The sequence below is a fragment of the Kitasatospora sp. NPDC015121 genome (assembly GCF_055562955.1).
The window spans coordinates 163,885-176,726 of the sequence record NZ_JBVHEH010000006.1; the positions used below are offsets into that span (position 1 = coordinate 163,885).

The window sequence follows — 12,842 nt, forward strand, 5'->3', positions numbered from 1 at the left end:
CGCTGCGGGGGGCGGCGCGGGGCCGCCGTCGCGCCGGGGGCCGCCGGGGCCGTGGGCCGCCCCCGCCGGGGGGGGGGCGGACGACGCCTGGAGGTCTGAGCGCCGCGCGGAGGCCCGACCGCCGCGCGGAGGCCCGGCCGCCGCGCGGAAGCGGGCCCCGGCTCAGAAGTGGGTCTCGACGCCGAACGCCTCCCGCAGCCGGGCCATGTCCCGCCGGTCCCGCTCGGCGGGCTCGTACCCCTGGTGGAAGAACACCTGCTGCGCCACGGAGAGGCAGGGCACCTCCCGCCCGCCGATCGTCCCCGTGACGAAGCACGCGGCCGGGTAGTGGAACGGCCGGCCGGGCTCGTGCGACTCCTGGCGGGCGTCCCCATCCGACCCGAACTCCAGCGGGTGCAGGTCGAGTTCCCGTCCCCGGTCGTCCGCCAGCACGAACCTGACCGGCCGCAGGTCGGTCCGCTCCGCGAAGCCGAGCGCCGCCAGCGCCGCCAGCGCGGTGGGCTCCTGCTCCCGGCGGTGCAGCAGGTCCAGGTCCCGGTGTGGACGGGTCTGCCGCCCGAGCAGGGCGTCGACGCCCCAGCCGCCGGCGATCCAGACCTGTGCCCCGGCCGCCCGCAGCGCGTCCAGCACCTCCAGCACGTCCGCGTCCCGCATGGGCGCACTCCCCTCCAGCTCGACTTTCCAACGAGGGATGCTAGTAAAATTTGCGCGGATCCGTCGGTTTTTTGCCGACCGGTGCGAGGGCGGCCCGCCGCCACCCGTCCCGGCGGGGGGTCACTCGGCGGGGAGGCGGAGGTTGGCGAGCAGGCGGGAGCCGTCGGCGGCCAGGGCGATCAGGCGGCCGTCGCGGTGGTGGACGGTCGCGAGGCCGGCGTGGTGGCGCAGGGAGAGGTCGTCCGGCGTGGCGGACGGGAAGCGCAGGACGGCGCGGACCAGCAGGCTCGGGCCGAGGCCCAGGTCCAGGGCGGTGCCGCCCGGTTCGGCGGTCGCCAGCGCGTACAGGTCGCCGTCGGAGAGCAGGACGGAGGACTCCGGCGGGCCGGAGAGGGGGCGGCGGGAGACGACGTCCTCGCCGGAGCGGACCAGCTCGCCGGCCTCCGGATCGATCGAGAGCAGGCTGCCCTCGGCCAGGACGCGGGGGAGCGGCCGGACCGGGGCGTCCAGCCCGTGCCGGGAGCGCAGCTGCCAGCCCGGGGCGTCCCAGCGCCACCGCTCCAGCAGGGGGTGTTCGGCGACCAGCGCCGCGAAACTCCCCGGGGTGCGGGCCGGTGATCCCAACAGGTCCGCGCCGTGGCCGAGTTCGCGCCACACGACGGTCGGTCGGGCGGCCAGCGTGTCGTACACGGCGAGGGCGTCGTCCTCGACCACGGTGAGCAGCCGGCCGTCGAAGGACGGCAGCGGTTCGGCGCCGCGCAGGGTGGCCCAGGGGCGCACCGTCCGGGTGGCCAGGTCGAGCCGGGCGATCTCGCGGACGTCCCCGTAGCGGGCGACCAGCAGCGCGGCGCCGCCGTGGTCGGCGAGCACCAGCCGGTCCGCCGGGGTGCTCCAGCGGGCCTTGGTGCGCCCGTCCGGGGTCAGCAGCCGGACGCCCGCCTGCCCGCAGGCGACCAGCACCGCGCCGGACTCCAGGGCCGCCGCGTCGTGCAGCCGGGCCCCGCCGGGCAGCCGGTCCGCGTGCACCGTGCCCAGCCCGCCGGGCTGGGCCGGACGGTCGGGCAGCGGGGGCAGGTCGGCCACCACCAGCGGGTCCGCGCGCTCCAGCAGGGCCCCGAACAGCTGCCGCCGGGTGTGCTCGGGACGCTCCCCGAACCCGCCGTCCCGGAGCACCGCCAGCGCCGCGGCCGTGGCCAGCTCCCGGTCCAGGGCCGGCGAGCCGCCCGGCAGCCCGGCCATCGTCGCCGCGAACTCGCCGCGCTGGAGCCGCAGTTCCGGCTCGTCCCCGGCCAGCAGGGTCCGGATCATCGGCGCCACCCGCTCACCCGCGTCGAGCGCCCGCAGGTACGCCAGCGATCGGGCCCGGACCACTCCGCCGAGCGCGACCCCGTCCCGCAGGTCGGCCACCACCAGCGGACGCAGCCGTTCGTCCGGCCAGGCCGCCTCGACCGCGCCCAGCCGGTCGCCCGCCGCCTGCCGGGAACGCACCCACGCCGTCCGCAGCCCGCGCGCCGCGTCCGCGTCGACCGCGCCCAGCCGCGCCACCACGGACGGGAAGGCGTCGTGCCGCTCGGCCAGCCGGACGGCCCGCTCCCGCTCGCCCGCCAGCCACCACAGCCGGACGGCCAGCTCCGGATCCAGGCCCCGGCCCTCCGCGAGCACGGCCGCGTCCCGGTGGCGGCCGTGCCGCTCCAGCAGCGCGACCGCCTCGGACGGACGGCCCAGCAGGTCGGCGAGGGCGAACGCGGCCTCGTCGATCCGGCCCTCGCGCTCCAGCGCCTCGGCCGCCGCCCGGTACAGCGCGGTCAGGTGCTGGTGGACGTTCGGACCGGAGAGCGCGGAGACCGCCCCGCCCGATCCGCGCCGCGTCGCGGCCCGCAGCGCGCCGGTGCGCCGGGTCGGCAGCGCCAGGGTCAGCCAGGAGTCCCGGCCCGCCGGCGACCGCTCGCCGAGGGCGAGCGCGTCGCGCAGCGCGTCCTCCCAGCGGCGCTGCCGGAACGCGGCGGTCAGCTCGCGCAGGTAGCGCGCCTGCCGGCCGTGCACCACCCGGGCGGTGGCGGGCGTGCGCAGCGCGAGCGCGGCCAGCGCGCCGTTCAGCGCCTTGCGCAGGGTGCGGTGGGCCCGGCCGACGCGGGGGCGGGTGGCGGCGGCCGGGTCCGAGGCGCGGCCGGTGCCGGTGGTGCCCGTGGTGCCGGTACCGCTCGCGGGGGCCCGGAGCCGGCGGAGTTCGGCGACCACCGCGAGGGTGGTCCCGAGCCCGGCCAGGACGCCGCCGACCACCTGCGCCACGGTGCGGGAGGCGCCGAACAGGACGGCGGACGACCCGAACAGGACGAACAGCACCGCCGCCAGCAGGAACGCCGAGGACACGCTCCACCGGCCCGACCGACCGGCCCGGACCGCCCCGGGCGGGCCGAGCGGGCCCTTCCGGGAGAGCGGACCCGCCGGCCGGTCCCCCCGCAGCCGCCGGAGCCGCTGCGACACCGGCCGGATCCCGGCCGCCACCCGCAGGTCGGACCGGGGCGGTGCGAGCAGTGCCTCCACCACCGGCTCCGGCTCGGGCCCGGCCGCCGCCGACGGCTCCAGGCGGCGCACCACCAGGCCCGACAGGTCGAGCCACCGGGCGGGCGCCACCGGCGGCAGCGCGGTCAGCCGGTGCCGCTCCGGCCGACCGCCGCGCAGCACCAGCAACTCCCCGGCCGCCACCGCCGGTGCGCCGGTGGGATCCGACGCGGCCTCCGGCAGGTCGAACGAGACCAGGCCCCCCGAACGGGCCAGCAGCGGCAGTCCGGGCGCCCGGTCAGCCCGTGCGGAGACCGGCCGGGGCAGCTGCAACAACCACGACCCGCAGGGGAGTTCGCTCAGCCGGGCACCGTCCCGCCAGAGCAGGAGCACCCGCGCGGCGGCCTCCTCCGCCCCCAGCAGCGGGACGTCCAGCAGGAAGCCCGCCGCCTCGACCGAGACCCGGTGGCGGCCGGCGGCGGTGTCGTTCACGTGTCGCTCCCGATGATCATCCGGAGCTGGCCGGTGAAGGCGTCGCCGACCACGACCTGTCCCGGGCGCGGTTCGGCCGCGACCAGCGGCAGGGCCGGGTGGACCGAGGGGTGGACGCTGCCGCCGGAGAGCCGGCTCAGCGTCCGGGAACCGTCCGTCCGGACGCTGCGGACCAGGACTCCGGCGGTGGAGCAGGTGACCAGCGCGAGGCCGTGCCCCTGCCGGACCAGGCCGATCGCCTCGGAGCCCGCCGGGACGACCGCCCGCAGGGCGTGGCGCCCGGGGGCGGCCAGCAGCCACTCCACGCCGTCGTGCGACCAGGCGACCGCGTCGCGGGCGTACAGCCGGTGCGGCGCCCGCGCGTCCACCACCGCCGGGTCGCCCTCGTACAGCCGGGGTTCGCGGGCCCACCTGAAGCCCGCCGGGCCGCCGTCGGTCCCCTCGCCGGCCGGGCCGTCGTCCCGGACACCGCCGTCCGCCGCGATCGACCACCAGCGGCCCGCGAGCGGCAGCGCGAGCGCGCCGTCCCGCCAGAGCAGCGGCAGCACCGGGGCGGACAGCAGGGCGTCCAGCCGGGCGGGGTCCAGGCCGAACGGGGCCCGGTCGATCGAGGTCGGGACGGGCTCGGCGGGCGGGCTGCCGACCAGCTTGAGCCGCAGGTCGACGCCGCCGTCCACCAGCACCATCAGCCGCTTCCCGACCCGGGCCGCCGCGAGCACCGGCAGGCCGAAACCGTGGATCCGGGGTCGGCCGGGCTGCCCGTTGCCGTCGGGGCGGACCCGAGTGGCGACCAGCCGGCCCACCTCCCTGCCCCGGCTCAGCAGGGTCGGCGACAGGCCGGTGAAGACCGGCAGCCGGGCCGTCGGCACCGTGTGCGACACCTGCTCCGGCCGCCGCCGGAACTCCCCGCCGCGCAGCGCCCGGACCGCCAACCCGGTCTCCGGCAAAGGGAGTTCGGAGACGGCCGAACCGAGGGCGAGCCGGACCGAGCGGGCCCCGGACGGGCCCCAGCCGGCCGGTTCGGCGGTGAGCGTGCGGGGGAGCGGGGGCGTGAGCCGTGCGGCGAGCGCGGGCGTGGTCAGCAGCCAGGCCTCGTCCGGGGCGTCCAGCGCCGCGCGGGCCTCGGCCACCGAGGCGGCGTCCGGCGCGACGGCGCTCCGCGCCTTCCGCCAGCGCGGCAGCAACTCCGGCAGCTCACCGGAGAGTTCCTCCTCGGCCGGGGCGCCGAGCACCCGCACCACCAGCTCGCTGCCCCGGGCCGCCGCCCTCCGGTGCAGCACGACCAGCGCGGCGAGCTGCACCAGCCGGGCCGGCCCGGCCGCCAACGGTCCGGCGTCGACCAGTGCGACCACCCGGCCGGTGACCGGATCCTCGCGGAACTCCGGCGCCACGTACAGCAGTTCACCCTCCAGGTGGCGGCGGGCGAACTCCTCCGGCCACTCGTCGGCGAGCAGCCACTCGGCCGGCCGCAGCTGCTCCGGCCGCCCCCGCCGACCCAACCCGCCGTAACCGTCCGGCTCGCCCCGCACCGCCGCCCGCGGCTGCTCCGCACCGACCAGCGCGTCGATCCCCAGCACCAGCGGCCCGAGCGCCACCGCCAGCGCCCGGGTCAGCGCGGACAGCCCGGCCGCCCACGGCGCCAGTGCCTCCGGCAGCAGGCCGGCGGCGGCGGACGTCGGGCGGGACGAGGCGGTCGGGACCGGGTTCACGGGGCGGGCTCCGGGGCGGGCGGGGTGGTGGACGTGGTCGGTGCGGTCGCGTCGGCGGGCAGCGTTCGCGCCCGTGCCCGCGTCCGTGCCGGGGTTCGCACGTTCGCCGTCGCGGGTGCGGGCGGGTTCACGGGCACGGAGCGGTCTCCGGAGCGGTCTCCGGAGCGGTCTCCGGGGCAGTAAGGGGGGTGAACACGGCCGTGCGGGTCGGGAGTTCGGTGAGCAGGGCCAGACCCGGGGGCAGCAGGACGAGCAGGGGGTCGGCGAGGGGCGGCAGGGCCGTGCCGGCCAGCGCGTCGCGCCACAGGGCGGGGGACGGCAGCGGGCGGGCCGTGGTCGGGACGAGGACGCCGTCGTCCCAGCCCAGATAGCGGACGCCCTCGGCCCACGGCAGGTCGGCCGGGTCGCCGAGCACCACCAGCACCGGCTCGTCCGCCTCCTGCGCCGTCGTCGCCGCCGCGCGCAGCGCCGCACCGGCGGCCAGCCGCTCCCGGGCGGCCGCGGCCAGCGCGGCGGCGGCCGAGCCCAGGCCCGCCACCGCGGCGGCGGGCAGCGGCGGTTCGCGGTGCTCCCAGCGCAGGGCGACCGGGGCGGCGGGCCCGCCCGCCGTCCGGACCCGGCTGGTCACGGCCGGACCGCCGCGACCAGCCGGGTCCGGACGGCGGCCAACTCCGCGGGCAGGTCAGCGGGTTCGAAGGAGGCGTCGATCTCCCGCAGGGTCGCCTCCAGTCGCAGCCGCCGGTCGCCGGAGCCCGGTGCCGTCGGCGCCGCCGAGGTCTCCGGGGCCGCCGCGATCTCGGCGAGCAGGGCGGTGCCGACCCGGGTCAGCCGTCCGGCGCGGGCCAGCGGGCCGCGGGAGAGCTCCTCGGCGGCGTACGCCAGGCCCCGGTTGGCGGCCGCGCCGACCAGGTCGGTGAGGGTGTCCCGGGCCAGCGCCTGGGCGTCGGCGGTCGGGGCGATCAGCGGCAGCACCCACAGGTCGCGTTCGGAGGCGGTGGTGCGCCCGTCGAGCGTCGCGGCGGCGGCGACCAGGCGCTGGGCCCGGACCACCCGCCGGTCGCCGAGCGGGACGCCGGCGGCGCGCAGCCGGCGGACGGCGGTGGCCAGTACGGGGGTGACCGGGGCGAGCGCGCAGCGGCGGGCGGCGGCGGCCAGCCGGTCGAGCACCGCGACCAGGCCCGGGCCGTCCGGCAGCGCGGGCGCGGGGCGGCGGCCCGCCTCCAGCAGCTCCTCCAGCCGGTCGTCCGGCACGGGGGAGACGAACAGCCGGGCCAGGAAGCGGTCCGCGAAGGCCTCCAGCGCGGGGTCCTCGGGCAGGCTGTTGGCCGCGCCGACGCAGATCCGCAGCGGGCTGTCCAGGACGGTCGCGCCGCGCCGGAACACCCGCTCGTTCAGCAGCCCGAGCAGGGTGTTCAGGACGGCGGTGGAGCCGAGGAAGACCTCGTCCAGGAAGGCGAACTCGGCCTCCGGCAGCATGCCGCCGGTCTCGTACTCGACCCGGCCCTCGCGCAGCCGGGCCAGGTCGACGGAGCCGAAGAGCTCGTTGGGTTCGGTGAACCGGCCGAGCAGGTACTCGAAGTAGCGCCCGCCGAGCTGCCCGGCGACCCGCCGCACCACCTCGGACTTGGCGGTGCCGGGCGCGCCCACCACCAGCAGGTGCTCGCCCGCGACGGCGCACAGCGCCACCACCTCGGCCAGCACCTCGCGGTCCACCATCCCGGCGCCGGCGACGGCGACCGCCTCGCCGATCCGCTTCGCGTCGGCCGTCAGGTCCGCGTCCCAGAGCTCAGTCACGAGGCCGGAGTGTACGTGCCCCCGCGCGGGGCGCACCATCCGATTCGATCACCGCCGAGCCGCGGGCGGACGGGAGCCGCCCCCGTCCGGTCGTGGTGACCGGGCGGGGGCGGTGGGGGCGGCCGCCGTCCGGAGCCCGACGGGGGCTCCCGGCCCGGCCGGGGTCCGGACGGCGACCGGGTATCAGGCGCCGAGCAGCTGGAGTTCGGCGAGCTGGGCGGCGGGCCAGCCGGTGTTGCCGGTGACGGTCAGTCGCAGGTAACGGGTGGGCGTGGCGGGGAGGTTGACGGTGGCGGTGTTGCCGGTGGCCGGGTCGAAGGTGTAGCCGGCCGAGCCCACCAGGGTGGTGAAGGTGGTGCCGTCGGTGGAGCCCTGGACGGTGAGGGTCTGGGTGCGGGCGGCCCAGGCGGTGGCCGGGGGCAGCTTCAGCACGGCCTTGGAGAGGGCGCGCGCGCAGCCCAGGTCGACCTGGATCCACTGCGGGAAGGCGTTGTTGGCGCTCTCCCAGTAGGAGTTGGCGTCACCGTCGACCGCGTTGCCCGGCCCGTAGGTCTGGCTGGTGCCGGAGGCGGTCGCCGGGCGGCCCTGGGCGAGGTTGCCGCTGCCCGCCGGGCAGGTGGACGACGCGGAGGGGGACGGGGACGGCGAGGCCGAGGTGGACGGGGACGGCGAGGATGTGCCGCCGCCGAGCAGCTGGAGTTCGGCGAGCTGGGCGGCGGGCCAGCCGGTGTTGCCGGTGACGGTCAGTCGCAGGTAACGGGTGGGCGTGGCGGGGAGGTTGACGGTGGCGGTGTTGCCGGTGGCCGGGTCGAAGGTGTAGCCGGCCGAGCCCACCAGGGTGGTGAAGGTGGTGCCGTCGGTGGAGCCCTGGACGGTGAGGGTCTCGGTGCGGGCGGCCCAGGCGGTGGCCGGGGGCAGCTTCAGGACGGCCTTGGTCAGGCTGGTCGCGCAGCCGAGGTCGACCTGGATCCACTGCGGGAAGGCGTTGTTGGCGCTCTCCCAGTAGCTGTTGGCGTCACCGTCGACCGCGTTGCCCGCGCCCAGCCCGGCGTTGGTACCGGAGGCGGTGGCCGGGCGGCCCTGCGCGAGGTTACCGGTGCCGCTCGGGCAGGTGGACGACGGGGACGGGGACGGCGAGGCCGGGGTCGAGGGGGAGGCGGAGGTGGAAGGGCTCGGGCTCGGCGAGGAGGTGGAACCGCCGCCGACCGGAACGCCGTTGTACGTCCAGACCGGCGCGGGCCACTGGCCGGTGCAGGTCGAGCCGGTCAGGCCGGAGTTGCCGCCGCCGTCGGTGATCTGGAAGCCGGTGCCCACGCAGTTGTGGATCGGGGTGGCGGCCTGCGCGATGTTCTTCGCGGTGACGTTGGTGAACCGCATCTGGGCGTTGGCCTGCGCCTGGATCGCGTAGGTGCCCGCGCCGTCGATGTGCACGTTGGTCAGGTTGACGCCGGTGACGCCGCCCTCGATGGTCTGGATCGCCTCGTAGGAGCTGTCCAGGATGTCGGTGTCGGTGACGTTGATGGTCGCGCCGGTGATCGGCTCGTTCAGGCCGTCGAACCAGATCGCGCCGACGCCGAACTGCCAGTTGTAGTCGCTGTTGCCGGTGCGGACGAGGGTGTTGCGGGCGGCGGTGATCGTGCCCGCGACGGCGGTGCCGTTGCCGGAGGTGACGCCCGGGTAGCGGTTGGCGATGTGCAGGCCGCCGCCGTTGGTGATGGTGTCGGCCATCACGTTGTCCGAGATGGTGAAGTCCCGGCCGCCGTAGGTGACGATGTTGTTGGCGAGGATCGGCAGCACCACGGTGTTGTGGGTGAAGCTGTCGTTGGTGTTGGGCACCCGCTCCGGCCAGGAGGCCAGGCCGTCGTCGCCGGTGTTGCGCAGGAAGGTGTTGGTGACCGTCGAGTTGGTCACGCCGGTGTGGAAGTTGACGCCGTCCGCGGTCTGGTCGAGGATCCGGCTGTTCTTGATGGTGAAGCGGTCCATCGGACCGTCCATCCAGGCGCCGACCTTGGTGTGCTGGATCCACAGGTTGTCGACCGTGGAGTTGGACATCGCGCCGCCCAGGCCGTTCACCTGGTCGTCGTCGACCCGCTCGCGCACGTCGCCGATGATCGCGAAGTCCTTCAGCGTGACGTTCTGGCTCGGGCCGCCCGCCTCCTGCGGCCGGATCCCGCCGCCGTAGCCGCCGCCGGCCACGTACTTGCCGTAGATGCCGGCCGCCCGGTTGCGGTTGACCGGGTCGCGCCCGCCCAGCACGCTGTACCAGGGGCCCGCGCCGGCCAGCGTCACCTTGTCGACCACCACGTGGTCGTACAGCGTGAAGGTGCCCTGCGGGATGTAGACCGTCCGGCCCTGCGCCGCACCGGCGTTGACCGCGGCCTGGAACTTGGCGGTGGAGTCGGCGGCGCCGGTGGGGTCGGCGCCGAAGTCCGCGACCACGTCGATCGCGCCGGCCGGCTTGCCGATCGGCGGGGCGACGTTCTCGAAGTCGGCCAGGTCGACGGTGAAGGCCGGCGACTGCGCGGTGGAGGAGACCTGCAGCCGGATCCTCGTCCCGGCCGGGTAGGTGCTGCCCAGCAGGGTGCGGGTCTCGTCGAAGAAGTGGTGCGGGTTGCTGTCGCCCGGGTTGTTGTTGAACGGGTAACCGCCGTAGTACCAGCTGTACTTGGAGGTCACGTCGACGCTCTTCAGCTTCTGCCCGTTGACCAGCAGGTCCATCGAGGCGTCGCGGCCCCTGCCGTCCGCCGAGTCCGGCAGGCTGTAGCGGAAGTCGATCGAGTTGGCGGGCGCGGTGAGGGTGAACTCGACGTACTCGCCGACCGAGTCGAGGGTCACGGCCTGGCGGCCCGAGGCCTCGGAGGCCAGGTGCCCGTACTGCCGGTCCGGGCCGACCACGGAGCCGTTGGTGGCCGCGTACTCGGCCTCCTGCTCGATGAACGGGACGCTCGCGCCCCGGCCCGGGACGGCCAGCGGCGACAGGGCGGGGACGGCGGCGGCGTGCGCGGTGCCGGCGTTGACGAACGTCACCGCCAACAGGCCGCCGGCGCCCAGCGCGAGGGTGGCCAGCGAGGCGACGGTCCGCCTGGCGCGGGTGGGGGGATTCAGCATGGGTGACCGTGCTTCCTGCATGGGGGAAGGCCCGGGTGGTGGCCGGGCGTGCCGAGCGTAGGGCTCGGCGCAGCAGGAAGTCCACGGGTGAGTGCAAAAAAGATACAGATTGACGCAAGATCAGCTGCCAAGGTGCGACGAAACGTGATTGCAGCGCCGCCTGCCGGCAGGTCACCCGCCCGTCGCGGCCTCCTCCGACACGGCCTCCCCGGCGCCGTCCAGCACCGCCAGCAGCCGCGACCGGCACTCGGCGGCGAACGCCGGATCGCTCTCCCGGTAGTACGACAGCCCGGCCACCCCCACCGCCACCGCCCAGGCCCGGGCCCGCCGCCAGGTCTCCGGCGCCAACCCCGCCGCCCGCCAGTACGCCCGCCGGGCCGCCACCGGCAGGTCCCACACCGGGGCGTGCTCGGCGTCCGGGAAGCCCACCGACAGGCCGCCGAAGTCGATCACCGCGTGCAGCACCCCGTCCCGCACCAGCAGGTTGCTCGGCTTCAGGTCGCCGTGCAGCCACACCACCGGACCGGACGGCGCGGGCAGCCCCAGCCCCTCCCGCCACACCCCGGCCAGCCGGGCCCGCCGCTCCGGGTCGAGGCCCGCCCCGCCCGCCGCCTCCAGCTCCGCGAAGTACCGGCCCACCCACGCGTCACAGGGCCCCAACTCCCCGCCCCGGTACCACTCCAGACCCTCCCGCGCCGCCTCGTCCGGCACCGGCGCGGCGTGCAGCGCGCGCACCGCCCCGGCCAGCGCGGTGCCCAGGGCCGCCCAGTCCCGCACCGACTCCGGGCCGGGCGGCACGCCCTCGATCCACCGGTACACCGACCAGGGCAGCGGGAACGCCTCACCCGGCACCCCCTCGTGCACCGGCTCCGGCACCGCGTACGGCACCAGGTGCGGCGCCAGCTCGGGCAGCCAGCGCCGCTCCTTGCGCAGCGCCGACGCCGTCCCCGGCGTGCGCGGCAGCCGCACCAGCAGCTCCGCGCCCAGCCGGAACATCCGGTTGTCGGTGCCCGCCCCCGCCGCCGCCACCGGCAGCCCGGCCCACTCCGGGCGCTGCTCGCGCAGCAGCGCCCGGACCGTCGCCGCGTCCGCCGCCACCTCGTCCTCGTGCAGTGTCATGCGACGAGCATCCAGGGCCGCCCGGGGCCTGGCGAACCGTTTTCGGCGGCGTTCGGCGGCGTTCGGCGGCGTTCGGTGGTCCGGTGGTTCGGTGGTGTTCGGCGGTTCAGCGGCGCGGCCCGGCCACCCGCTCGCTCAGCCGGACGACGCGCAGCTCGACCTGCCCGTGCCCGTCCTCCCAGCCGGCCAGCTCCGCGCAGTCGTCCGCCGCCAGCGGGTGCGCCCGCTCCCCGGCGGCGACCGGCATCAGGCCCGCCTCGCCCTCGGTGCAGAAGAACGCCAGGTGGTGTCGCAGCTCCGGGTGCTCCACCCCGGCCAGCCCCGCCAGCCAGGACTCCTCGACCTCGTCCTCCGGATCGAACTCGAACTCCAGCAGCTCCTCCGGCCCCCGACCGGTCTGCAGCACGGCGACCAGTGCCCCGAACAGCGTCCCGTCCGAGACCAGCCGGGCGAAGGACACCGACCACGACCCCGCGAACGCCGGGTCCGTCAGGTCGACCCCGTGCTCCTCCACCAGCGGCGCCAGGTCCGCGCCCCGGACCAGGGACGGCCGGAGGCAGGCCGCCTCGACCGCCGCCGCGAACCCCGCCGGCAGCGTCGCCCGCCCCGGCCCCGAGAAGTCGAACAGCGACCGGCTCGCGTCGAACCGCGGCACCTCCCGCGCCGCGTCGAACACCCAGAACCCCGGCACGTCCTCCGCCCCGCGCAGCGCGGCGGGCCGCACCCAGGCCGGATCGGTCCGGAACCCGGTCTCGTACAGCAGGTTCCCGTCGATCTCGGCCGCGTACACGGCCTCCGGGTCGTACGCGTCGAGCGGCCGCCCGAGCAGGACGGCGAAGCCGTCGGAGAGCCGACGGTCCCAGTCGGGACCCGCGGCGGTGGTGGTGGTGTCGGTCATGGCCGCACTGTAACGGCCCCCGCCCACAGGCGGGTTGCCGTCGTCGCGGCCCCTCAGGCGGCCGGGACGACCGGCAGCAGGCCGCGCTCGGCGAAGACCTGCCCAGCGGCGAGGGTGGCGTTCAGGGCGCGCGGGAAACCGCAGTAGACGGCGCTGTGCAGCAGGGACTCGACGATCTCCTGCGGGCTGAGGCCCACGTTCAGCGCGGCGTTGACGTGCACCCGGAGCTGCGGCTCGCAGCCGCCGAGCGCGGTCAGCATGCCGAGGGTGACCAACTGCCGGTCCCGGGGCGCCAGTCCGGGACGGTCGTAGATCTCGCCGAAGCCCCAGGCGGCGACCTGGTGGGCCAGCTCGGGGGAGACGTCGGCGAGCGCGGCGAGGACGGCCGTCCCGGCGTCGCCGTCGATCCGGCCGAGCACCTCCAGGCCGTGGGCGAAACGCTCCTGACGGGTGGTCGGGACGTCGGTGGCGGTCGTGGTCGTGGCGGTCGTGGTCGTGGTGGTCATCGCGGGCTCCCTGGCGGCGGCCGGTTGGTGCGGACGGTGACGACCCTAGGAGTTGGAGCG

9 protein-coding genes are annotated in these 12,842 nt (G+C 76.9%); all 9 read right to left on the minus strand.

Annotation, left to right across the window (positions count from 1 at the left end):
* Positions 1–162: 162 nt before the first annotated feature.
* Positions 163–654 carry a nucleotidyltransferase domain-containing protein gene (locus tag ACZ3J7_RS10695; protein ID WP_465618995.1) on the minus strand — a complete coding sequence of 164 codons (492 nt, stop codon included), beginning with the start codon at positions 652–654 and terminating at the stop codon, positions 163–165.
* A gap of 120 nt (positions 655–774) precedes the next feature.
* Entirely contained in the window at positions 775–3,648 is a 2,874-nt protein-coding gene (locus ACZ3J7_RS10700; protein WP_465618996.1) for a bpX6 domain-containing protein, read from the minus strand.
* A complete protein-coding gene (locus ACZ3J7_RS10705; protein WP_465618998.1) occupies positions 3,645–5,357 on the minus strand; it encodes a hypothetical protein in 1,713 nt (570 codons plus the stop codon). Before ACZ3J7_RS10705 ends, ACZ3J7_RS10700 begins: the two co-directional genes overlap by 4 nt.
* A 127-nt stretch (positions 5,358–5,484) precedes the next feature.
* Entirely contained in the window at positions 5,485–5,985 is a 501-nt protein-coding gene (locus ACZ3J7_RS10710; protein ID WP_465619000.1) for a bpX5 domain-containing protein, read from the minus strand.
* Entirely contained in the window at positions 5,982–7,151 is a 1,170-nt protein-coding gene (locus tag ACZ3J7_RS10715) for an AAA family ATPase (protein ID WP_465619002.1), read from the minus strand. Before ACZ3J7_RS10715 ends, ACZ3J7_RS10710 begins: the two co-directional genes overlap by 4 nt.
* Before the next feature lie 183 nt (positions 7,152–7,334).
* The gene (locus ACZ3J7_RS10720) at positions 7,335–10,259 is read right to left on the minus strand and encodes a discoidin domain-containing protein (protein WP_465619004.1); all 2,925 of its coding nucleotides are present in this window, start codon (positions 10,257–10,259) and stop codon (positions 7,335–7,337) included.
* 171 nt (positions 10,260–10,430) lie between these two features.
* Positions 10,431–11,378, minus strand: a complete 948-nt coding sequence (locus ACZ3J7_RS10725) for a phosphotransferase (protein WP_465619006.1) — start codon at positions 11,376–11,378, stop codon at positions 10,431–10,433.
* A 106-nt stretch (positions 11,379–11,484) separates the two neighbouring features.
* Positions 11,485–12,276 carry a hypothetical protein gene (locus ACZ3J7_RS10730; protein WP_465619008.1) on the minus strand — a complete coding sequence of 264 codons (792 nt, stop codon included), beginning with the start codon at positions 12,274–12,276 and terminating at the stop codon, positions 11,485–11,487.
* A 53-nt stretch (positions 12,277–12,329) separates the two neighbouring features.
* Entirely contained in the window at positions 12,330–12,782 is a 453-nt protein-coding gene (locus tag ACZ3J7_RS10735; protein WP_465619010.1) for a carboxymuconolactone decarboxylase family protein, read from the minus strand.
* Positions 12,783–12,842 lie beyond the last annotated feature (60 nt).